A 20,344-nucleotide genomic window follows, 5' to 3' on the forward strand; every position below is an offset into this window, starting at 1 on the left:
TCAGTTACCTTGTCCTGATCCGGAGTAAACCAGTTGGAGGGTTGCGCCCTTGCATCCGTCCTGGTTGGTGCGGGCGTCGAGCATCTCGATCCGGGGCAAACCGGACGCAGCAACGCCAAGTTCGGATAGCGAATTGTTGCTGCCGGGCGGCGCCGAGAGTGGGTAGGGCCCGCTGTACTGGGTCACCACGTAGTCCGCCACTGTGCATGGCAGGTTATTGCTGATGGCATACGCCGTCGGGGTCACGCCCTTGATGGAGACGGACAGATTGGTCACCGACAGGGCTTTGGCGTTGGGGTTCGAGATCCGCAGGTCCAGGACCTGGGAAGTCCCCGGTGCCAGAAGCCCGGACGGATTCCCTGAAAGGGCGAATTGCTTCAGAGTGGAGTCCAGGACCAGCTGGACGTTCGCGTAGGCGTACTGTGTCTTGCCCGTTGAATCCTGCCCGGAGCCGACCAGGTAAAGGTTGTAGCTTCCGTTCGGGGAGCTGGGCGCTGTGGTGATCTGCAGCGACGAGGATCCGCCTGTGACGGGGTTGGGGGAGAACGTGGCGGCGGCACCCGTCGGCAGGCCGCCGAGGACGCTCAGGCTGATGGGGCCAGCGAAGTTGCTCCGCGTCAGCAGGAGGGTGTACACGGCGGTGGCGCCGGGCGGGACGGCGACCGAGGACGGCGTCGCACTCATGGAGAAGGATCCGGAAACCTGGTAGTTCACGGTGAGGCCAGCGGTCACGCTGCCGCTGATTTTCCCGCTGGTGCCCGTGATTTTTATGGTGGACGTGCCGGTCGGGGTTGCCTGGGTGGTTGCGACGTTCATGGTGGCCGTGGTGGTGCTTCCGGAGCTCAGCGTGACCGATGTCGGTGAGAACGACGCCGAAGATCCGGCTGGCAGACCACTCGCGTTCAGTGCTACAGCACCGGAAAAACCGCCAGTTGAGGTGGCGGTTACCACGTAGCTGGCGGTCTTGGCTCGCTCGATGGACTGGCTTGAAGGCGAGATCTGCAGGGTGATGCCGGGCTTGACGTTCTGGCTGGCGGCGACGAGTGCGCCGGCCGGGACCAGCATGACCAGCAGGCCTACCAGCATCGCCTTAATGGACACCCGGAGGGATGGCCATGAGTACCTGGGTTGGTTCTGCACCTTTTACCCCTTCCGAATGTGTTTGAACGGTGGCGAACCGGGGGGCCAGGTATCGACGCTGGCCCCCCGGCCGGTTAGGACGTACTTAGTTGCTGGTTACACTGATGGTGACGATGGCGCTCTTGCATGCGTCCTGGTTCGAAGCGCTGTTAAGGAAGGTCAGTGTTCCGGAACCAACTGACACGCCACTGGTGTTGGCCGCCACAGTTGAGTTCGAGGTCACAGCTGTGACCTCGAACCAGCCCGGGTCGCACAACGCGCTGCTGGTCGTGACTGTGGCGGCCAGAGCACCAACCACGGTGCTGGTATTGCTCGCGTTATCCGCCGTGTAGGCGACTGGCTGGGCATTTCCCGGTGCCAGGCCGCCGGCAAAAGTCGCGTGCAGCGTGACGGTTCCTCCCCCGGCTGAGTTCGTGCCCGTCCCTGTGCCGCCACCGGTGGTGGTCCAGTAGGCGTAGGCTGCGCCGCCGCCGACAGCCACCAGGGCCACGGATGCTGCGAGTGCTGCTACTTTGTTCTTCTTGGTCATTTTGCGCATGAGAAAGACTCCCCTTTTAGGATTGGTGGACCGAAAAAGCGGCCCCCCGGACCGTATGAGCCCAAGTCCTGCGGCTTCCGGTCGGCGGATCGATGGCCTAATGCTTGCGGGAAAGAATCCGGCGAACAACGCGTACCCGTACTCGACTTTGTCCGCACCGAGCAGACCCACTACTTGCTTTCCAGTGGCGAATACCCGGTTCGTGCACTTGAGTTGGTTTCTCTCACTCCTGCCACAAGAGGTGCTGGAACGAGCACTTCCCAGGCAAATCAAGGGATTTTCTCCGACGGCGTTTATGGACCGGCCGGCTGGAGGGGAATGCAAGTAGTCCCTTCGTCCGGGTATCGCCTGATGACCACCCTGGGAAAAGAAAAACTTAAGTCGTCGGGTAACAGCACCCTGCACAGCAAACGCCACCCGTCCGGGAGCCTGATCACTCGCGCTCCGCCTGGGTCGCTGCCGAGGTTCTCACGTCAGGCTGGCGTTGTTGTGGGTGATGTGGGCAGAATTAAGCACGCGTTGCGCTGCCTACGGCGGACCCCGGGAACCAGTGGCTATGGCGCCATGGAGGGACAGGAACATGACCAGACTGCTCATCATCGGTCCGCCTGGCTCTGGCAAAGGCACGCAGGCCGAGCACATCGCGCGGCATTTCAGCGTCCCCGCCGTATCGACGGGGGATATCTTCCGGACCCATGTCAGCCAGGAGACGCCGCTGGGCAAAGAGGCCGCCAGGTATCTTGATGACGGGGCCTTCGTGCCGGATCATCTGACAAACGCCATGGTGAAGGAACGGCTCGTGGACCTGGATGTTCAGGGCGGGTTCTTGCTGGACGGCTACCCGCGTACGGCGCTCCAGGTCTCGGAATTGGACAACATGCTCGCTTCCCTCGGCCATCGCCTGGATGCCGTCATCGAGCTCCGGGCTCCGGACGCCGAACTGGAGCGGCGGATGCTGCAGCGCGCCAAGGAGCAGGGCCGCAAGGACGACACCGTGGACGTATTCCGGCGGCGCCTGGACCTCTACCACCGCGAAACCCACGAGGTGGTTGCGGTCTACGGTGGCCGAGGAATGGTGGTGTCCATCGATGGCAGCGGCGAGCCTGGCGCCATCAGTGAACTGGCGATCGCCGCCGTCGTAAAATTCCTTACCGCTTAGGCAATTCAGCACCGGGTCCTTCTAGGGGGAAGCACAAAGGGAGGCCGACGGCGGCAGTTACCTGCGCCGTCGGCCTCCCTTTGTTGTCCTTCCGGTACTCAACGCCCGTCCGAAAACGGGTCAGCGGACCGGCAAAACCTCATAGCCGTCCGATTTGGCCACCATCTGCCTGCCATGGTTGCCGTTGAACCTCAGCCACATCACTGAAGAATCAGGTGTCACGTCCTCAACTTCCCCCATGCGGACCAGCTTTCCCCCTGAACGCAGTTCCACCCAGCAGCCAACAAGCTGCTGCCAGTCTTCGGTAGCTTCGTCCATGACCCCGCCGTCCTCAGTGAGTCAGTTCGCGGGTCATTCCGAACGGAACCTGGTCTGACAAGGCTGCCGTGTAACGGCCGGGCCCGGTCCGTGTGACAAGGATTCCGTGGGTGCCGGTGAGAAGGGCAACCTCTTGGAGGCGACGGACGGCGGCATCGATCTCCTCGTCCAGAAGATGCCGGCTGGTGACCTGGATCTCGATGCTGTCTGTGGAGGTGGACATAGTTTTTCCTTATTTACGATCCCAAATTGTGGACACTGCCTATTGTTAGACAGCGCTGTTCCGAATGCGTGAGTCCGTCACAGTCATTCAGGCTTGGCCGCGGAAACGGGGACAGGGCGCTCCTGCGCCGGTGCCTCGCTGCCTGCGGGAGGCGTGGATCCGGTAGTAGCCGGAGGCGTAGACCTGAGCTTGAACCTCTTGCCCAGGGAGCTTCCTCCGCCGCCACCGCTGCGGTTCTTGTTGAAGATATCGAAGCCCACGGCCAGCAGCAGGACGAGTCCCTTGATGAGCTGCTGATAGTCAGTACCGAGGCCCAAGATGGACATGCCGTTGTTCAGCACACCCATGATCAGGCCACCGATCATGGCTCCTGCCACGGTGCCGATGCCACCCTGGACTGCGGCGCCGCCGATGAACGCTGCGGCGATCGAGTCCAGTTCAAATCCGGTGCCGCCTGCCGGCTGGGCCGAGTTCAGGCGGGCCGTGAACACCAGGCCGGCCAACGCGGCCAGGACACCCATGTTGACGAAGAGCCGGAACGTGACGGCCTTCGTCTTGACGCCGGAGAGCTCGGCCGCGTGCAGGTTGCCGCCGATCGCGTAGGTATGGCGGCCGAAGACGCTGTTGTTCATGAGCGCCGTGTACACGATCACCAGGACGGCCAGGACAATGAGCACGATGGGCGTACCACGGTAGCTGGCCAGCAGGAACGTGATGATCAGCATGAGGAGCGCAATGAACGTGGTCTTGGTGGCGAACCAGGCCATCGGTTCGTTCTCCAGGTCAAACTTCTTGCGGATCCGGCGCTCCTTGAGCGACTGGATGAGCAGGGCAACCGTGGCACCGACGCCGAGGATGACGGTCAGCCATTCCAGCACGGACGTGCCCCCGGAGATATCGGGGAGGAAGCCGCCGCCCAGCGCGCGCAGCTCGGCCGGGAAAGGGGTGATCTGCTGGTTCTTCAAAGTGATCAGGGTGAGGCCGCGGAAGATCAGCATGCCGGCGAGGGTGACGATGAACGCCGGGATGCCGACGTAGGCGATCCAGTATCCTTGCCAGGCACCAACAAGCGCGCCCACGAGGAGGCAGGCAGGGATGGCCAGCCACCACGCCCATCCCCAGTGGACGATCATGACGCCGGCAACAGCGCCGATGAATCCGGCAATCGATCCGACGGAGAGGTCGATGTGGCCGGCGATGATGACCATGACCATGCCAATTGCCAGAATGAGGATGTAGCTGTTCTGGACCACCAGGTTGCTGACGTTCTGCGGTTCCAGGAGGATTCCGCCGGTCAGTGCCTGGAAGAGCAGGACGATCAGGATCAGGGCGACGAAGATGCCAACCTGCCGGAGGCGGCTTGCGAGGAAGCCGAGGGATTCTCGTAGGGCGGACATGATGCCTATTCCTTCTCTTTTGTCATGTAGTGCATGAGGGTTTCCTGTGATGCTTCAGCAATCGGGACTTCGCCCGTTATGTGGCCCGCTGACAGGGTGTAGATCCTGTCGCAGATGCCAAGGAGTTCCGGCAGTTCGGAGGAGATGACGATGACCGCCTTTCCTTCCGCAGCAAGCCTGGCAATGATCGTGTAGATCTCGAACTTCGCGCCGACGTCGATGCCTCTGGTGGGCTCGTCGAGGATCAGCACGTCAGGATCGGAGAACATCCATTTGCTCAGCACCACTTTTTGCTGGTTACCACCGGACAGCTTGCCTGTGATGGCTGCGACAGAGGGTGCCTTGATGTTCATGCTCTTGCGGTAGCTGTTGGCCACCACCGTTTCCTGATTCTTGTCCACCCAGCCGCCCTTGACCAGTTTGCGGAGCGCAGCCATGGAGATGTTCCGCTTGATGTCCTCGATGAGGTTTAGGCCGTAGCGCTTCCGGTCCTCGGTGGCGTAGGCGATGCCGTGACGAATGGCCTCAGAGACGGTGGATGTGTTGATCTCCTGGCCGTACTTGTACACCTTGCCGGACGTGGCCGTGCCGTAGGTGCGTCCGAAGACGCTCATGGCCAGTTCAGTCCTGCCCGCCCCCATGAGCCCGGCGAGGCCCACCACTTCGCCCTTGCGGACATTGAGGCTGGCGTTGTGGACAACAGTGCGGGAGTGATCCTGGGGGTGCCGGACCGACCAGTCCTCAATCCGCAGGACTTCCTCGCCGATCTGGGGATCGCGCTCCGGATACAGGCTTTCCAGGTCACGGCCAACCATGCCACGGATGATGCGTTCCTGGGTGATCTGGCCTTCATCGAGCCGGAGGGTTTCGATGGTCTTTCCGTCCCGGATGATAGTGACGGCGTCAGCCACCTTCCGGATTTCATTGAGTTTGTGGCTGATGATGATGCTGGTGATCCCCTGACCCTTCAGGTGGAGGATCAGGTCCAGAAGATGGCCGGAGTCTTCGTCGTTGAGAGCGGCAGTGGGCTCGTCCAGGATGAGCAGCTTGACTTCCTTGGACAGCGCCTTGGCGATCTCCACTAGCTGCTGCTTGCCCACGCTGATGTGCTGGACGGGGGTGACCGGATTTTCAGCGAGGCCTACCCGGGCCAGCAGCTTGGCCGCCTCCAGGTTGGTCTTACGCCAGTCCACCCAGCCGTTCTTGGCCTGCTCATTGCCCAGGTAGATGTTCTCCGCGATGGAGAGGTAGGGGCTCAGTGCCAACTCCTGGTGGATGATGACTATGCCGCGCTTCTCGCTGTCGTTGATGCTGGAGAAGTTGCAGGGTTCATTCTCGAAGAGGATCTCCCCGTCGAACGAGCTGTGCGGGTAAACGCCGGACAGGACCTTCATGAGGGTGGATTTGCCGGCTCCGTTTTCACCGCAGATGGCGTGCACTTCGCCGCGGTTAACATCCAGGGTGACGTCCTGCAGTGCCTTCACGCCTGGGAAGGTTTTGGTGATTCCTCGCATTTGAAGAATGGGTGTGTTCATCGTCAATTCCCACTGACTGTCGAAAAAGGGCCGTACTGCGGCTGCAGGGGCCTACGGGACAGGTTGCGGCCAGGCTGTGAAGGCCTGGCCGCAACCCTACGACGTAGTTACTTGACGTCGGAGTCCTTGTAGTAGCCCGAGTCGATCAGTTCCTTCTTGTAGTTGTCCTTCGTGATGATCACGGACTTGAGCAGGTAGGCCGGAACCACCTTGACCTTGTTGTTGTAGGTCTTGGTGTCGTTGGTTTCCGGCTCCTGGCCCTTCAGGACGGCGTCGACCATTTTCACGGCCTGTGCTCCGAGCTGGCGGGTGTCCTTGAAGATCGTGGAGTACTGCTCCCCGGCGATGATGGACTTTACGGAGCCCTTCTCTGCGTCCTGGCCCGTAACAACCGGCAGGCTGCCCTTGGAGTAGCCGCCCGTGCTGGTCAGGGCCGAGATGATGCCGATGGAGAGTCCGTCGTACGGGGACAGCACACCGTTGAGCTTGGTGCCGGAGCTGTAAGCCGCGGTCAGGATGTCTTCCATGCGCTTCTGGGCAACCGGGGCCTGCCAGCGCAGGATGGCTGCCTGCTCGAACTTGGTCTGGCCGCTGGGCACCTTCAGGGTCCCGGCGTCCAGGTACGGCTTCAGCGTATCCATCGCGCCGGTCCAGAAGAAGTTGGCGTTGTTGTCATCGGGGCTGCCGGCGAAGAGTTCAACGTTGAACGGACCCTTGCCGTCAACCTTCTTGCCGCTGGCATCAACCAGGCCGAGGCCCGTGAGCAGGGACGTGGCCTGCTGGACGCCCACGGTGTAGTTATCGAAGGTGGTGTAGTAGTCCACGTTCGGGGTGCCGTTGATCAGACGGTCGTAGGCGATGACCTTGACGTTCTGCTCTTTGGCCTTGGCGAGGACATCGGTGAGGGTGGTGCCATCAATTGCGGCGATGATCAGTGCCTTGGCGCCCTTGGTCAGCATGTTCTCGATCTGGGACACCTGCGTGGGGATGTCGTCGTTGGCGAACTGGAGGTCCGTCTTGTAACCGAGGTCCTTCAGGGACTTTTCGACGTTGCTGCCATCGGCGATCCACCGCTCGGACGTCTGCGTGGGCATGGAAATGCCCACCAGCGAGTCGCTGGGCTTCGCGCTGGCCGATGACGCGGCTGTTTCGCCCCGGCTTCCGCAACCCGTGGCACCCACTGTGACTGCGAGGACGACGGCTACGGCGCCCAGGAGTTTCCTAATTCTCACGCTATATCTCCTTACGCGGACGCTGGGACCGCGAAATGGTGCTGAGCAGGCAAGCATCTGCGCTTGCCTACGATGTTAAGCGGCCAGGATGACCTGCTCATATGATGCCGTGACCGAGGTGTCCCCGGCATCAAAAGACTGCAGGGCCGGCGGGAAAAATGAATTCTTTCCCTTGCTGACGATGCAGTCTAGGCTATTATTGTGAGCGCTAACAAGTGCGAGTCTACTACCCGCTGTTCCTGTGAGTCAAATCACATTTATGAAGAGGTGCGTTGGCGGGGTCCCATTCCGCGAAAGATACCGGGACCCGAGCGGCAGGAGTCATCACCCGGAGCCCCTCTCTGTCCTGGTGGGCCCCAAAGGAATCCAGCATGGAACCGAAGCCACCTCTCGACGGCTGGCAGGGATAATCTTGCCTAGGCAAGGACTCAAGCGGCGCACGGACGGAATCACAGTGGCAGAGCGGTCAGGGACAGGAACGTCAGGCGGTACAGGCAACAACTCCGGCTGGTGGCGGACCTTCAATGACAAGTTTGTAGTGGAGGAACGCTACATGGAGCCGGTGGCGAGGAAAGGTCTCTACCGGACTGCGGCAGTTCTCATGGTGATCGGAATGCTGCTCTTTGGAGCTGCCCTGGCGGTCGTATTGCAAAGCGGGTCAGGGCCAACAACCATCGATGAAGCCTCCCGGACCTGGCTTCTGACGCTCCGCTCCGAGCCGCTGACCGGCGTCATGATTTTCCTGGCAGTGGTCTTCGGACCTATTGGCCTGCCGATCATTGTCCTGGTGGTCAACGTGGTCTGGGGGTTCATGGCCAAACATGCCTGGCGTCCGATCGTCCTTGCGGCCGCGATGCTCACCGGGGTGCTGATTTCGCAGATCATCCTCCAGATCGTCAGGCGGTCACGGCCTCCGGTGGACCTGATGCTTTTTGGGCCTGACAGTACCTTTTCGTTCCCCTCTGGCCATGTCCTGGGTGCCTGCGACTTCCTGCTGGTCACAACTTTCCTGGTCTTCTCGCGCCGGGAGAACCATCGGGCCGCTGTCGCCGGCTTTGTGGCTGCAGGTGTCGGGGTTGTCCTCGCCGCCCTGAGCCGCCTGTACCTCGGCTACCACTGGCTGAGCGATGCAGTCGCATCAGTCGCCCTGTCCCTGCTGATCCTGGGCGCGGTCATTGCGTTGGACACGTGGCGGACCGCCCGGATTCCCGGGGAGCGGATCACGGGCGAACTGTCCAGGGCTGACGCGCCGGGGGACTGATGCCGGCCGCACTCCTGGCCTGCCGGCGCTAACGGGCCCGGGGCATCATTGGTTGGCTTACTGGTTGGGGCGCGACCGTGCACGTTTGAGCGCGCGGTGCAGTTTGGCGTTGACTGCCTCAAGTTCCAGGACCTTGGCTACTCCTGCCAGGTTGAGTCCCTGGTCAAGGAGTTCTCCGATGCGGAGCAATACCCCAATGTCCGAATCGCTGTATTGGCGCGTGCCGCCGGATGTCCGGAGCGGGGTAATAAGGCCCCTGGTCTCATACAGCCGGATGTTCTGCTGCCCAGTGCCGGCCAGCTTCGCTGCCACTGAAATGGCGTACAGGGCCTGCCCTGCCCTGGCGGCCGGTGTCCGGCCTCCTGCCCCGTCCGTCATCATCTTCTCCAAAAATCCCTGGTGAGCTCTTGCTTCAGTTTGGCACAGGTGCTATAAAAAATCTATATCCACCACCATAGATAACTGTGGCGGGTATGAGACTGGATTCAACATCTAGAAGCTGAAGGAGTGGGAAATGATGTTGATGCGTACGGACCCGTTCCGTGAGCTGGACCGGCTCGCGCAGCAGGTTTTTGGAACAGCCGCCCGGCCGGCTGCCATGCCGATGGACGCCTGGCAGGAGGATGGCACATTCGTGGTGGCCTTTGACCTTCCGGGTGTCAAGCTCGACTCCGTGGACCTCAATGTTGAGCGCAACGTCCTGACAGTCCGGGCGGAACGCAAGGACCCTACCCAGCCCAATGTTGAGCTGGTGGCCTCAGAGCGTCCACGCGGCGTCTTCAGCCGCCAGCTGATCCTGGGCGACACATTGGATACGGACAACATCAAGGCCAGCTACGACCAGGGCGTCCTGACACTTCGGATCCCGGTGGCGGAACAGGCCAAGCCACGCAAGATCGAAATCGAAATGAAGCAAGGCCAGCAGCACGAGATCTCAACCTAGGCCGATCGGTCCGGGCGCAGGCTGTGCAGTGCGCTGCCTGCGCCCGTTGCCGTCCGGTGATTGAAGGGCGCCGGTATGGACAGCTTCCCGGACTACTACACCGCGCTGGGTGTTGCACCTGCTGCCACCCAGCAGGAGATCTCGCGTGCCTACCGGGCGCTGATGCGCACCCACCACCCCGACGTCGACGGCGGCGCTGCAGCGGGCGGTGCGCCCGCAGATCAGGCGCTCCAGGACGCCGAACTGTTGAAGATCATGCAGGCCTTCGCCGTGCTTCGGGATCCCCAACAGCGGGCAGCCTACGATCACAGCATCTCGGGCCGGATACCGGACGGTGCCGCTCCGCAGAACATACCGGTCCGAAAGGTTCGCAGACCTGCAGGACCAGCCCGCCACACCATCCGGATCACCCCAGTGCGCTGGGAAAGCGGGCCATGGGCGTGATGCGGGCACCAGTTGAGGCAGTCAGAACCGCGAGGAGGCGGACAAAACCATGGGCGATTGGCGTCGCTACGATTCCCACCTGATTCCGGCATTCCATGAGCGCTTCGAAGAGCGTTGGGGAAAAGGAACTGCCCCGTTCCTGGATCCGGAAGCCTACGAGGAGCCGGTTCCCCGAGCCCAGTGGATCAACCCCACCACCGGCGCAGCGCTCGCAGTGGTTCCGGTGTGGACGGCCGAAGAGCGGCAGCAGCGCTCGTTTGGAGTGTTCTATCTCCCTCCTGCTGGCGACATCTGGGTGCTCCGGCCGGGCTACACCGGCTATCTCGAGCCGGCGGAAGGCGACACCGAACACCTGGTGACGCTCCGAAACGATGCATTCCGGAAGGCTGTGGCGCACGCCAAGGACTTCCTGTTCGGCTCACAGTGACTCTTCTTGGCTTCCTTCACGGAGCCGCGCAAAGAGTGTCCCGGATACCGGTTTAGGGCCCTGAATTTCCCCTCGTCTGCAGCCCCGCCGTGTGCCATTCTGGGACGTACCCGTGCGACGGGGAATCATGCGAGGATATGGTCCGGACATCGCGTGGTTGAAGGACCCCGCGGCCAACATTCTCTCCGTCGTAAGGGCTGATTTCAGATGCATATCACCGCCAAGGACCTGGCCGCACTCCTCCCGCCGGACTTCACGCTGGGCGTGGCTTCGGCGGCATTCCAGATCGAGGGCGCACTCAATGAAGATGGCCGCGGTCGGGCCGGTTGGGACGTCTTCTCGGCCAAGCCCGGGGCAATCGTAGGCGGCCACAGCCCGGCCGTGGCATGCGACCACTACCACCGGATGCCCGATGACGTGGCCCTCATGAAGCAGCTGGGCGTGGATTCCTATCGGTTCTCCCTGTCCTGGCCCCGGATCCAGCCCAACGGCAGCGGGCCGGTAAACCCTGCGGGACTGGACTTTTATGACCGCCTCCTGGACGAGCTGCTGGCCAACGGAATCTCCCCGATGGTGACCATCTACCACTGGGACACCCCACTGGCACTCGACGACGCCGGCGGCTGGCTCAACCGGGACACCGCCTACCGCCTCGGTGAGTTCGCCGCCATCGCCGCCGCCGCCTACGGCGACCGTGTGGCCCGGTGGGTGACCATCAACGAGCCCGCCACCGTCACCACTAATGGCTACACTCTGGGCCTGCACTCGCCCGGAGAAGCACTGATGCTCAAGGCATTTCCCACCGTGCATCACCAGCTGCTGGGGCACGGCCTCGCCGTCCAGGCATTGCGGGCGGCCGGGGTCCCGGCCGAGATCGGCATGACGAACGTGTATTCGCCGATGGTTCCGAAGTCGATCAACCCCCTGGACAAGTTGAGCGCAGGAGTTATGGACCTCGCGCAGAACCGGCTCTATGCGGATCCCGTGCTCACTGGAAAATACCCTGACCTCATCCGGGCCGCACGTTTCTTTAGCTCCTTTGACCACCCGGACGAGGACATGGAGATCATCTCCCAGCCGCTGGACTTCTACGGTCTCAACTACTACATGCCCACCAAGGTGGCGGTGGGGGCCGGTGATGGTGCCATTCCAGCCGGGATGGCGGAAGCCATGGGAGACGATCTGACGTCCGCGTCCGGCGGGGGGACGCCATTCCACGTTGAATCCTGGCCTGAAGCGGACATCACGGCCTACGGCTGGCCCGTCAAGCCGGAGTACATAGGCGTTGCGCTGAAGGAAATGGCCGAGCGCTACCCCAACCTGCCGCCCGTCATCCTCACCGAGGGAGGGGCGAGTTTCGAGGACATCATCGTGCGGGACAAGGCGACCAACAGGACCTTCATCCCGGACGAGCGGAGGCTGAAGTATCTCTCGGACCACATCGAGGCTGCGTTGCGGGCCACGGCCCCAGGCGGCGAGGCAGAAGCGATCGACCTGCGCGGCTATTACGTGTGGTCGCTCATGGACAACTTCGAATGGTCCGCCGGCTACAACCAGCCGTTCGGCCTGCTGCACGTGGACTTCGAGACGCTGGAGCGGACGCCAAAGGCGTCCTACTTCTGGCTTCAGGAACTCATTGAGGAACGGAACCTTTCCGCATCGGCGGTTGCCGCCGTCGCCCAGGCCATGGGGCCGGAGCCCACCGATTCGGAAGCGCCCGACGACGACGTCCCCGCGTTGGATGCCACAGCTTAGTCTGCCTGCGGTACTTCAGGCAGGGCTTCGAAGGCGACGGTGCTACAGCAGGTCAAGGCTGGTGAGCTGCTTCGCCATTCCCGCACCGTCCGGCGAATAGATCCAGGGCACCACCGAGGCGCTGTGGTCACCGTCTTCGGAGTGGCCGCCGGCGAATACTGATTCGCTGATGGAAAGCTGGCGGATGGCGATGGCAGCCACCTTGGCCGCATGCTCCTGGGCGAAGCCCGAATAGATTTGCTCATCGTGTTGGCCGTTGTCGCCGATCAGGAGCCAGCGCATGTCCGGGAATTCTTTGGCGAGGCGTTCCAGGTTGCGGTGCTTGTGTTCCTGGCCGCTGCGGAACCAGCGGTCCTGCGTCAGGCCCCAGTCCGTGAGCAGCAGGGTCCCGGCCGGGTACATGTTGCGGCTCAGGAACCGTGCCAGCGTTGGGGCCGCGTTCCAAGGGCCGGTGGACAGGTAGATCACCGGGGCGTCCGGGTGTTCAATGGTCAGCCGGTCCAGCAGGACGGCCATCCCCGGGGTGGCCATCCGGGCGCGTTCGCTCAGCACAAAGGTGTTCCACAGTGCCAGGAACGGGCGGGGCAGGGCGGTGACCATCACCGTATCGTCAATGTCGGAGACGATGCCAAACTTCACGTCCGGGGCTACCACCCGGATGAGGGCCTCGGCCGGCTCGGTCCCTTCCGCCTGCAGTACTGCGGTGTGCCAGCCGGGGGAGAGCTGGACATCCACTACGGTGTCGATGAGACCGCCCCGGTCGGCCTTGACCCGGGTCACGACGTCTCCGATGGTGATTTCCACGTCCGTGAACTGCACCGGAACACTCGTAAACGCGCGCCAGCCGCGAACGTTTTGCGTACCGTTTCGGGCTGCGTGTTCCGCATGGCTGCCGGGAGCAGGTTTCCGGGTCAGCAGGACGCGGCCCAGCACCCGGACCCAGCCCGTGGATCCGTAGCCCTGGTAGGCGATGGTCTGGGGAACGAAGTTCCAGCGCCTGGCCAGTTGAATGCGGGCACCGTTCACGCCGTCGGAAAGCCGGTGCGCCAGCCGGAAAATCTGGTTGCCTGACAGCGTTGTGCTGCCCACTGTGCCCTCTGGTGAGGCGTGCGGTGCGTTCTGCGCTGTGTTGTCCGATGAGTTCTGCGGAGCCCTGTCCATTCCCCCACTCTGCCACAGTGGCAGCCCCTGTGCGGAGGCCAGGTTGTGGGAGGTCAGGAAGGTCCGGCGGGGCGCGCCCTCCTCAGTGGTTTCAACCCTCGCCGAGGAAGCTGCGGAGGGTTTCGGCGTTCCGGACGGCATTCCCGCCGCCGTCGTTGTTGAAGTACACGAACACATCCTGGCCGTGGCCGGACCACTCGCGGATGCGGTCACTCCACCAGTGCAGGTCCGCGTCCGAATATGATCCGCCGTACAGGTGCTGATGATCCGGGCCGTGCAGCCGCACGTAGGCAAACGGAGCGGTCGTCCGCAGAATGCAGGGGAGGTTCGCTCCGCTCATGATGCAGTAGGCGGCCTGGTGGCGCTCCAGCAGTCCGAACACGTCCTGGTGCTCCCAGCTCGGATGCCGGAATTCAACGGCCACGCGGATCCACGAGGGCACAGCGGAGAGGAAATAATCCAGCCTGGCGTCGTCCCGTTCCATCTGGGGCGGCAGCTGGACCAGCAGGACGGCGCGTTTATCGCCCAGCTCATGCCAGCAGCGGGCAATGCGCTCCAGCCAGACTTCCGGTGCGTACAGCTTCTTGCCGTGTGTCAGCCCGCGTGGGGCTTTGACTGACATCATGAAACCGGAGGGGAGCCGGTGGCGCCAGCTGGCGAACGACGTGTCCTTTGGCCAGCGGTAGAAGCTTGCATTCAGTTCAACAGTGCCGAACCTGGATACATAGTGCTGCAGCCTGTCCCTGGCCGGAAGCCCGGGCGGATACAGCACGTTCTCCCAGTGGTCATAGCTCCAGCCTGAGGTGCCGATGTGGATGCCCAAGTCAGCTGAAGTGGGTCCTCAGCGGGCCGCCGCCCGCCGATTCCACAATGGCGGCTGCAACTTCCCTGAGTTTCACGTTCCGGGTGCTTGACGCAGACTTGATGAGCTCGATGGCCTCATCCTGGCTGCAACGGCTTTGAGCAATGAGGATGCCCACGGCGGTGTCAATCACGGTGCGGGAATCCAGTGCTGCCTTGAGGTTGTTTGCGGCATCTGAGTGCTGGGCGATGCGTACGGCCAGGCTTAGTCCTTTGGATGCCCGAGCAACGTAGCCGACTGCATGCTCCACTGCATTGGCATCGAAGGCTTGCGGGCGGTCCGAATAGAGGTTGAGTCCTGCCCGGGCGTCATCGCCGGACAGCTCAAACGGGACCGCCAGCACGGACCGGATGCCGTGCTCCAGCACCGTTGCCGAGTAGTCTGGCCAGAGGGTCTCTGTCCTGAAGTCCGGGATATGCACCAGCACCCCTTGCCGGGCGCAGCGGAGGCAGGGTCCGTCTCCGTAATTATATTGGATCTCGTCCAGCTGGCGCGCCCGTTCGCTGCTGCTGGCCACGGTGGCCGCCGTGCGGTGCCGCAGCAGCGTGATGCCACAGAGCACTTCGCCACGCGGCCCGGACAGGTTTTCGGCGGTAAAGCGGGCAAGCTCGTTGAGGAAGTCCTCTACGTCCTGGGTGTCAAGGATGAGGTCCTGGACCCTCTCCATGATGGACGCCGTGTGTGAAGCTTGTTCCATGCGTGCCTCCGGTCTTACTGCACAGGCACCAAACGCGGACCTGAGGTCTTGCTTGGCAGACGGCCAGTGCCAGTATGTTCCGGCAGCTGCATCACCGTCATTTCAGGCTACACCTCTTTGTTCGGGTGCCTCCTCGGATCCATATGGCAGTGTTGGGGAATGGCGCGAATTGAAGATTATGCGGTCGTCGGCGACCTCCACACTGCTGCGCTGGTGAGCACGGCTGGATCCATAGACTGGCTATGCCTTCCGCGGTTTGACTCCCCGGCCTGTTTCAATGCGCTCCTCGATACTCCGGAGACCGGGCGCTGGCTGCTGGCGCCGGAGGAAGGCGGCACCTGCACCAGACGCCGCTACGTGCCTGGAACGCTGGTCCTGGAGACGGAGTGGGAAACCCGCGAGGGGACGGTCCGGGTGATCGACTTCATGCCGCCTCGGGACGAGGTGGCGGATATCGTACGGATCGTGGAGGGTGTCAGCGGAAGCGTCAGGATGCACGGCGAGCTGGTACTGAGGTTCGACTACGGCCACATCGTTCCCTGGGTCCGCAGGGACGAGCTCGGCCTGCACGCCATTGCCGGCCCGGATGCTGCCTATTTTGTCACGAGTGCGCCCATCCACAGTGAGAGTATGCGCACCGTCAGTGATTTCACGGTCCGGGCGGGGGAACGGGTGCCCTTCGTGCTGACGTGGGCACCCAGCCATGTTGGCCGCCCGCAGAGCGTCGACGCCGATGACGTGCTGGGAAGTACGTTGGCCTTCTGGCGCAGCTGGGCCTCCCAATGCACGTTCAAGGGCGATTATCAGGACGCAGTGATGCGCTCGCTGGTGACGTTGAAGGCTTTGACCTACGCGCCCACCGGCGGAATTGTGGCGGCGGTAACGACATCGCTCCCCGAACAGCTGGGCGGGCCCCGAAACTGGGACTACCGGTACTGCTGGCTGCGGGACGCAACCATGACGCTCCAGGCGCTCCTGGCCGCCGGGTACACCGACGAGGCGGCGGCCTGGCGGGACTGGCTGCTGCGCGCCGTGGCAGGTGATCCCGCGGACCTGCAGATCATGTACGGGATCCACGGCGAGCGGAGGCTGCCGGAGATGGAACTGCCTTGGCTCGCCGGGTACGAGAATTCCGCACCCGTGCGGATCGGCAACGGCGCGGCAGAGCAGCTACAGCTTGATGTGTGGGGTGAAGTCCTTGATTGCCTGTCGTTAACACGCAACTCCCTGCTGAAGCACACAGACGAGGCCTGGGACGTGCAGGTTGCGCTGATGCAGCACCTGGAAACCATTTGGGACCAGCCGGACAACGGTCTTTGGGAAATGCGGGGACCTCGCCGGCATTTTACGCACTCCAAAGTCATGGCTTGGGTTGCCGCCGACCGGATGGTGAAGGGAGTGCGCGACTCAGGACTGCCGGGACCGGTTGAACGGTGGGAGGCACTCCGGGAAACGATCCACCGTGACGTGATGGCCAACGGTTTTGACGCCGGCCGCAATACCTTTGTGCAGGCGTATGGGCGTCCGGAGTTGGATGCCAGCCTCCTGCTCATTCCCCGGGTCGGATTCCTGCCCCCGGACGATCCGAGGGTCGTGGGGACCATCGACGCGATCCAGCGAGAGCTGACCGAAGACGGTTTTGTTCTGCGCTACCGTCCCGCCGAGAGCGACGACGGGCTCCCGGGCGAGGAGGGCGTTTTCCTGGCGTGTTCCTTCTGGATGGTGGAGGCCCTCCTGGGTGCGGGCCGCCGTCGGGAATCAACCGAACTCTTCGAACGCCTGCTGGAATTGCGCAACGATGTGGGCCTGCTCAGCGAGGAATGGGCAGTCAGGGCTGGCCGCCAGCTCGGGAATACACCACAGGCGTTCAGCCATTTCGGGCTTGTGACAAGCGCTTTGGAGCTTCATCAGGATATGGTGCGCCGGAGCGATACGCCCATCCGTCCGGAGACGGAAAAGGTCACGTAGAGCTTGCAGGGGGATGAAGGACTTCTCCTTGGCCGAATAGGTAAGTATACTTACTAACACTTCATGAGCGCTCCCTAACAAGCACAGCGCCGTGACTTACGGAGGAGTGGTTGCAATGGCCGGATATTTCGAACTGGTAGATGCGCCCGATGGTGGCTACAGGGTCAGGATGCTGGACGGATCAGGAAGCCTGATGGCCATTTCGGTGACATTTCCCACCAAGCGTGCCGCTGTAGCCGGCGTGGCCATGGCCCGGGAGATCGCAGGGACAGGCCTGATCCGTGACCGCAGCCACGACGGGGCCGGATCCGTGATCCGGGAGCGCGTACGTGCTGTACCGTCCGCCAAAGAGGACGCCAGCCCGCGCAGCAAGAAAATGTCAGGAACCAGGCGGGCTGCGGTCAGTTGATGGCGTCCCGTGGCGACGGCCAGGCGGGCACCTGGCGGCGGCGTGGCGTCCTTTTCGACGTTGACGGAACATTGGTGGATTCGGCCTACCTCCACACTGTTGCGTGGTGGCAGGCGTTCCGCCAGCAGGGGCATGATGTGCCCATGGCCTCCATCCACCACTTCGTCGGGATGGGTGGGGACCGGCTGGTGGACAGCCTCCTTCCCGCGAGCCGGGACAAGGCTGCCGACCGCGAAATCCTTGCCAGCCATGCCGCGCTCTTCGCCGCGAGTTGGCCTTCGCTGCGTCCATTTGACGGGTCCAAGGATCTTCTGGCGCAGTGCCACGCGGGCGGGCTCGCTGTTGCGCTCGCCTCGTCCGCACGCAAACAGGATCTGGAAGCCACCAGGAAGGCCCTGGGTTCGGACGCCTTTATCCACGCAGCAACAAGTGCCAATGATGCGAAGGACAGTAAGCCTGCGCCGGACATCCTGGTTGCCGCCCTGGACGCCGTCGGCCTTGACGCTTCCAATGCCGTCTACGTCGGCGACGCCGTGTGGGACATGCAGGCAGCAGCGGCACTAGGCATTCCGGCGGTGGGAGTCAGTTGCGGCGGCACCAGCGCCGCCGAACTGACCGATGCCGGCGCCGTCGAAGTCTACGACGGGCCGCGGCATCTCCTGGCAAACCTGCACGCCGGTGCCATTGGCCGGTTGCTTGCGCTGGAGTCACGGACCTGACTGCGCTGGACCTGGCTCACTGCACTGGACCCGGCTCACCTACGCTTTCCGCCACGCTTTCATCCGCTGCTGCGGGCTTCGCCCAGGACACGGCGACCTTGACTGAACCGTCGTCGTCCCGTTCCACGTCGCTGACCACCTCGTAAGCGGTTGCACCCATGGCCAGAATCTTCGCACGGTAGGTGGTGAGCAGTTCCTCCAGGCTGGCTTCCGTCCACTCGCCCGGGCGCATCCGGGTGGAAATCTCAACAGGTTCAGGCTGGTAGAGCGTCATGACATGTCCTTTCTCGCTCTTAGGGTTGCTAAAAATAGGTCCCTTCCTACGCTAGGAGCGTTGGCGCATGACCACAAGCAATGTCATAAGTTTGCTTACTTTTTTCCTGCTGAACGGCTAGCGTCGAATCACGGGGGTGACTCGTCCGGAGCGCACAGGAGGCAGATCATGAAGGCTCTTACGTGGCAAGGAAAGCGCTCGGTGAGCGTGGAGGACGTGCCGGATCCGGTGGTCCAGGAAGCCACGGATGCCATCGTGAGGATCACGTCCACGGCAATCTGTGGTTCGGACCTGCACCTGTACGAGGTCCTGGGGCCCTACATGCACAAAGGCGACGTTATCGGGCACGAGCCAATGGGCATCGTGGAGGAAGTGGGCGGCATGGTCACCAACCTTCACCGGGGCGACCGGGTTGTCATACCCTTCAACATTTCCTGCGGCCATTGTTATATGTGCCGCCAGGGCCTCCAGTCACAATGTGAGACCACGCAGGTCAGGGCTAAAGGGTCAGGCGCGGCGCTGTTCGGCTACTCCGAGCTGTACGGCTCCGTCCCCGGTGGCCGAGCCCAGTACCTGCGCGTGCCTTATGCCGACTACGGCCCAGTGAAGGTCAGCCAGGAGCTGCCCGATGAGCGGTACCTGTTCCTTTCCGACATCCTCCCCACCGCCTGGCAAGCCGTGGAGTACGCCGACGTCGCTCCGGGTGGCACACTGGCGGTCCTCGGGCTGGGCCCCGTAGGTCAATTCGCTGCCCGCATCGGAATCCACCGTGGCCTGCGTGTAATCGGCGTCGACCCCGTTCCGGAACGCCGGCACATGGCAGCCCGGCACGGGACCGAAACCTTGGACTACAGCAGGGAGCTGGCAGAGGAGCTGCGGGAGATGACAAACGGAAGAGGACCAGACGCGGTGCTCGACGCCGTCGGCATGGAAGCCCACGGATCCCCGGTGGCAGGCTTGGCCCACCAGGCGCTGGGACTGCTGCCGGACAAGCTCGCGCAAAAAGCCATGGAAACCGCCGGCGTGGACCGGCTGGCAGCGCTGCATACCGCCATAGACGCAGTGCGCCGCGGCGGCACCGTCTCCCTCAGCGGGGTGTACGGCGGGCAGGCCAGCCCCATGCCGCTCCTGAGCATGTTCGACAAGCAGGTTCAGCTCCGCATGGGCCAGTGCAACGTCCGCCGCTGGACGGATGAGCTGCTTCCGCTGGTGGAGGACGACGGCGATCCGCTGGGCGTGATGGACCTGGTCACCCACCGGGGGACGTTGGATGAGGCACCGGCGCTGTACGAGAAATTCCAGAAGAAGGAAGACGGCTGCATCAAGGTGGTGCTCAAGCCGTGGGACTGACCTGCCCGGGGCTAACCTTCCTGGCAGGAATTACGCTTGGGCCACGTCCACCACGCAGAAGCGGTTGCCGTCAGGGTCGGCCAGCACGATGAAGTCGGGGTCCTCCGGGTAGAGATCCCAGTCCACAAGGGTGGCTCCGAGGTCGAGGAGACGGGCCACCTCAGCGTCCTGATGGTCTGCGTACAGATCCAGGTGGATCCGCGGACGCGCCTGCACAGGAGTCTCGCTGAGCATCAGGGCCAGCCGGGCGCCGCCCCCTGTATGGGGAACCAGGACCACCCAGGTATCGTCTCCGTCCTCACGGGGGACGTAGCCCAGGGCGTCGCACCAGAACGCGGTGGCACGGGCAACGTCTTCAACGCCAAGAACCGTTGTTCCGATAGTCAACATCCTTGTATGCTTCCGTGATTGCCCCCTTGAAGCAACACCCGTCAAAGGGCTGGTGCGGGTCCGAGCAGACGTGGAGGGCCGCGAACCCGCCGGAAACGCACGAAATCGCCGGAAGCAATCGGCGAGCCCGCAGGCTTCCGGC

At 62.9% G+C, this 20,344-nt stretch carries 23 protein-coding genes; 10 read left to right on the forward strand and 13 right to left on the reverse strand.

Translation table 11 applies throughout. From position 1 onward, the window contains the following. Both J7E83_RS09010 and J7E83_RS09015 read right to left on the reverse strand, forming a co-directional pair. On the reverse strand, window positions 1-1,140 hold the full coding sequence (locus J7E83_RS09010; RefSeq protein ID WP_214961204.1) for a hypothetical protein: 1,140 nt from the start codon (window positions 1,138-1,140) through the stop codon (window positions 1-3). A gap of 85 nt (window positions 1,141-1,225) precedes the next feature. Further along, window positions 1,226-1,669: a hypothetical protein gene (locus J7E83_RS09015; RefSeq protein ID WP_311379619.1), complete on the reverse strand. Its 444-nt coding sequence runs from the start codon at window positions 1,667-1,669 to the stop codon at window positions 1,226-1,228. Between the two features lie 589 nt (window positions 1,670-2,258). Between J7E83_RS09015 and J7E83_RS09020 the strand changes: the two genes are divergently transcribed. After that, window positions 2,259-2,837 carry an adenylate kinase gene (locus tag J7E83_RS09020; RefSeq protein ID WP_214961207.1) on the forward strand — a complete coding sequence of 193 codons (579 nt, stop codon included), beginning with the start codon at window positions 2,259-2,261 and terminating at the stop codon, window positions 2,835-2,837. A gap of 120 nt (window positions 2,838-2,957) precedes the next feature. On the opposite strand, the gene J7E83_RS09025 is transcribed toward J7E83_RS09020, so the two are convergent. The 5 genes from J7E83_RS09025 to chvE all read right to left on the reverse strand — a co-directional run bounded on the left by J7E83_RS09025 (window position 2,958) and on the right by chvE (window position 7,542). Further along, a complete protein-coding gene (locus J7E83_RS09025; protein WP_214961209.1) occupies window positions 2,958-3,155 on the reverse strand; it encodes a hypothetical protein in 198 nt (65 codons plus the stop codon). Window positions 3,156-3,168: 13 nt separating this feature from the next. Continuing rightward, window positions 3,169-3,378, reverse strand: coding sequence for a hypothetical protein (locus J7E83_RS09030; RefSeq protein WP_214961211.1), 210 nt, complete (start codon window positions 3,376-3,378; stop codon window positions 3,169-3,171). Between the two features lie 83 nt (window positions 3,379-3,461). Next, the gene (gene mmsB / locus J7E83_RS09035; protein ID WP_214961213.1) at window positions 3,462-4,775 is read right to left on the reverse strand and encodes a multiple monosaccharide ABC transporter permease; all 1,314 of its coding nucleotides are present in this window, start codon (window positions 4,773-4,775) and stop codon (window positions 3,462-3,464) included. A 5-nt stretch (window positions 4,776-4,780) separates the two neighbouring features. Further along, a complete protein-coding gene (mmsA, locus tag J7E83_RS09040) occupies window positions 4,781-6,310 on the reverse strand; it encodes a multiple monosaccharide ABC transporter ATP-binding protein (protein WP_214961215.1) in 1,530 nt (509 codons plus the stop codon). A 107-nt stretch (window positions 6,311-6,417) separates the two neighbouring features. Further along, window positions 6,418-7,542: a multiple monosaccharide ABC transporter substrate-binding protein gene (chvE, locus tag J7E83_RS09045; RefSeq protein ID WP_311379620.1), complete on the reverse strand. Its 1,125-nt coding sequence runs from the start codon at window positions 7,540-7,542 to the stop codon at window positions 6,418-6,420. Window positions 7,543-7,954: 412 nt separating this feature from the next. Here chvE and J7E83_RS09050 point away from each other — a divergent pair, with 412 nt between their 5' ends. Beyond that, complete coding sequence (locus J7E83_RS09050) at window positions 7,955-8,803, forward strand: phosphatase PAP2 family protein (RefSeq protein WP_396020525.1); 849 nt, start codon at window positions 7,955-7,957, stop codon at window positions 8,801-8,803. Between the two features lie 57 nt (window positions 8,804-8,860). On the opposite strand, the gene J7E83_RS09055 is transcribed toward J7E83_RS09050, so the two are convergent. Next, a complete protein-coding gene (locus J7E83_RS09055) occupies window positions 8,861-9,181 on the reverse strand; it encodes a MerR family transcriptional regulator (protein ID WP_214961219.1) in 321 nt (106 codons plus the stop codon). 139 nt (window positions 9,182-9,320) lie between these two features. Here J7E83_RS09055 and J7E83_RS09060 point away from each other — a divergent pair, with 139 nt between their 5' ends. The 4 genes from J7E83_RS09060 (at window position 9,321) to J7E83_RS09075 (ending at window position 12,372) form a co-directional block, all read left to right on the forward strand. Continuing rightward, a complete protein-coding gene (locus J7E83_RS09060) occupies window positions 9,321-9,746 on the forward strand; it encodes an Hsp20/alpha crystallin family protein (RefSeq protein ID WP_214961418.1) in 426 nt (141 codons plus the stop codon). Window positions 9,747-9,821: 75 nt separating this feature from the next. Continuing rightward, a complete protein-coding gene (locus J7E83_RS09065; RefSeq protein ID WP_214961221.1) occupies window positions 9,822-10,190 on the forward strand; it encodes a J domain-containing protein in 369 nt (122 codons plus the stop codon). A gap of 49 nt (window positions 10,191-10,239) precedes the next feature. Continuing rightward, window positions 10,240-10,617, forward strand: coding sequence for a hypothetical protein (locus tag J7E83_RS09070; RefSeq protein WP_214961223.1), 378 nt, complete (start codon window positions 10,240-10,242; stop codon window positions 10,615-10,617). 207 nt (window positions 10,618-10,824) lie between these two features. After that, window positions 10,825-12,372: a GH1 family beta-glucosidase gene (locus J7E83_RS09075; RefSeq protein WP_214961225.1), complete on the forward strand. Its 1,548-nt coding sequence runs from the start codon at window positions 10,825-10,827 to the stop codon at window positions 12,370-12,372. A 42-nt stretch (window positions 12,373-12,414) separates the two neighbouring features. On the opposite strand, the gene J7E83_RS09080 is transcribed toward J7E83_RS09075, so the two are convergent. From J7E83_RS09080 to J7E83_RS09090, 3 genes are all read right to left on the reverse strand, one after another. Continuing rightward, the gene (locus J7E83_RS09080; RefSeq protein ID WP_214961227.1) at window positions 12,415-13,533 is read right to left on the reverse strand and encodes an App1 family protein; all 1,119 of its coding nucleotides are present in this window, start codon (window positions 13,531-13,533) and stop codon (window positions 12,415-12,417) included. A 91-nt stretch (window positions 13,534-13,624) separates the two neighbouring features. After that, window positions 13,625-14,356, reverse strand: coding sequence for a DUF72 domain-containing protein (locus J7E83_RS09085; protein WP_214961229.1), 732 nt, complete (start codon window positions 14,354-14,356; stop codon window positions 13,625-13,627). A gap of 1 nt (window position 14,357) precedes the next feature. Next, window positions 14,358-15,092, reverse strand: a complete 735-nt coding sequence (locus tag J7E83_RS09090; RefSeq protein ID WP_214961231.1) for a GAF and ANTAR domain-containing protein — start codon at window positions 15,090-15,092, stop codon at window positions 14,358-14,360. Window positions 15,093-15,251: 159 nt separating this feature from the next. Between J7E83_RS09090 and J7E83_RS09095 the strand changes: the two genes are divergently transcribed. From J7E83_RS09095 to J7E83_RS09105, 3 genes are all read left to right on the forward strand, one after another. Beyond that, window positions 15,252-17,060 carry a glycoside hydrolase family 15 protein gene (locus tag J7E83_RS09095; protein WP_214961233.1) on the forward strand — a complete coding sequence of 603 codons (1,809 nt, stop codon included), beginning with the start codon at window positions 15,252-15,254 and terminating at the stop codon, window positions 17,058-17,060. A 115-nt stretch (window positions 17,061-17,175) separates the two neighbouring features. Beyond that, a complete protein-coding gene (locus J7E83_RS09100) occupies window positions 17,176-17,469 on the forward strand; it encodes a hypothetical protein (RefSeq protein ID WP_214961235.1) in 294 nt (97 codons plus the stop codon). After that, window positions 17,469-18,188 (forward strand): HAD family hydrolase, encoded by a 720-nt coding sequence (locus tag J7E83_RS09105; protein ID WP_214961237.1) that lies wholly within the window; start codon window positions 17,469-17,471, stop codon window positions 18,186-18,188. The genes J7E83_RS09100 and J7E83_RS09105 overlap by 1 nt, the downstream gene beginning before the upstream one ends. Window positions 18,189-18,204: 16 nt before the next feature. Here the strand turns inward: J7E83_RS09105 and J7E83_RS09110 are convergent, their stop codons facing one another. Further along, window positions 18,205-18,462: a hypothetical protein gene (locus J7E83_RS09110; RefSeq protein WP_214961239.1), complete on the reverse strand. Its 258-nt coding sequence runs from the start codon at window positions 18,460-18,462 to the stop codon at window positions 18,205-18,207. 168 nt (window positions 18,463-18,630) lie between these two features. Between J7E83_RS09110 and J7E83_RS09115 the strand changes: the two genes are divergently transcribed. Then, complete coding sequence (locus tag J7E83_RS09115) at window positions 18,631-19,812, forward strand: zinc-dependent alcohol dehydrogenase (protein ID WP_214961241.1); 1,182 nt, start codon at window positions 18,631-18,633, stop codon at window positions 19,810-19,812. A gap of 30 nt (window positions 19,813-19,842) precedes the next feature. On the opposite strand, the gene J7E83_RS09120 is transcribed toward J7E83_RS09115, so the two are convergent. Continuing rightward, window positions 19,843-20,202 (reverse strand): VOC family protein, encoded by a 360-nt coding sequence (locus J7E83_RS09120; RefSeq protein ID WP_214961243.1) that lies wholly within the window; start codon window positions 20,200-20,202, stop codon window positions 19,843-19,845. Window positions 20,203-20,344 lie beyond the last annotated feature (142 nt).

It is taken from the genome of Arthrobacter sp. ISL-48, from assembly GCF_018613805.1.
GTDB lineage: Bacteria > Actinomycetota > Actinomycetes > Actinomycetales > Micrococcaceae > Arthrobacter.

Excerpts from the sequence above, each read along its gene's own strand:
- J7E83_RS09015 (WP_311379619.1), bottom strand. The coding sequence starts at position 1,669 with ATGACCAAGAAGAACAAAGTAGCAGCACTCGCAGCATCCGTGGCCCTG.
- J7E83_RS09020 (WP_214961207.1), top strand. The coding sequence starts at position 2,259 with ATGACCAGACTGCTCATCATCGGTCCGCCTGGCTCTGGCAAAGGCACG.
- J7E83_RS09025 (WP_214961209.1), bottom strand. The coding sequence starts at position 3,155 with ATGGACGAAGCTACCGAAGACTGGCAGCAGCTTGTTGGCTGCTGGGTG.
- J7E83_RS09030 (WP_214961211.1), bottom strand. The coding sequence starts at position 3,378 with ATGTCCACCTCCACAGACAGCATCGAGATCCAGGTCACCAGCCGGCAT.
- mmsB (WP_214961213.1), bottom strand. The coding sequence starts at position 4,775 with ATGTCCGCCCTACGAGAATCCCTCGGCTTCCTCGCAAGCCGCCTCCGG.
- mmsA (WP_214961215.1), bottom strand. The coding sequence starts at position 6,310 with ATGAACACACCCATTCTTCAAATGCGAGGAATCACCAAAACCTTCCCA.
- J7E83_RS09055 (WP_214961219.1), bottom strand. The coding sequence starts at position 9,181 with ATGACGGACGGGGCAGGAGGCCGGACACCGGCCGCCAGGGCAGGGCAG.
- J7E83_RS09060 (WP_214961418.1), top strand. The coding sequence starts at position 9,321 with ATGTTGATGCGTACGGACCCGTTCCGTGAGCTGGACCGGCTCGCGCAG.
- J7E83_RS09065 (WP_214961221.1), top strand. The coding sequence starts at position 9,822 with ATGGACAGCTTCCCGGACTACTACACCGCGCTGGGTGTTGCACCTGCT.
- J7E83_RS09070 (WP_214961223.1), top strand. The coding sequence starts at position 10,240 with ATGGGCGATTGGCGTCGCTACGATTCCCACCTGATTCCGGCATTCCAT.
- J7E83_RS09075 (WP_214961225.1), top strand. The coding sequence starts at position 10,825 with ATGCATATCACCGCCAAGGACCTGGCCGCACTCCTCCCGCCGGACTTC.
- J7E83_RS09080 (WP_214961227.1), bottom strand. The coding sequence starts at position 13,533 with ATGGACAGGGCTCCGCAGAACTCATCGGACAACACAGCGCAGAACGCA.
- J7E83_RS09090 (WP_214961231.1), bottom strand. The coding sequence starts at position 15,092 with ATGGAACAAGCTTCACACACGGCGTCCATCATGGAGAGGGTCCAGGAC.
- J7E83_RS09095 (WP_214961233.1), top strand. The coding sequence starts at position 15,252 with ATGGCGCGAATTGAAGATTATGCGGTCGTCGGCGACCTCCACACTGCT.
- J7E83_RS09100 (WP_214961235.1), top strand. The coding sequence starts at position 17,176 with ATGGCCGGATATTTCGAACTGGTAGATGCGCCCGATGGTGGCTACAGG.
- J7E83_RS09105 (WP_214961237.1), top strand. The coding sequence starts at position 17,469 with ATGGCGTCCCGTGGCGACGGCCAGGCGGGCACCTGGCGGCGGCGTGGC.
- J7E83_RS09110 (WP_214961239.1), bottom strand. The coding sequence starts at position 18,462 with ATGACGCTCTACCAGCCTGAACCTGTTGAGATTTCCACCCGGATGCGC.
- J7E83_RS09115 (WP_214961241.1), top strand. The coding sequence starts at position 18,631 with ATGAAGGCTCTTACGTGGCAAGGAAAGCGCTCGGTGAGCGTGGAGGAC.
- J7E83_RS09120 (WP_214961243.1), bottom strand. The coding sequence starts at position 20,202 with ATGTTGACTATCGGAACAACGGTTCTTGGCGTTGAAGACGTTGCCCGT.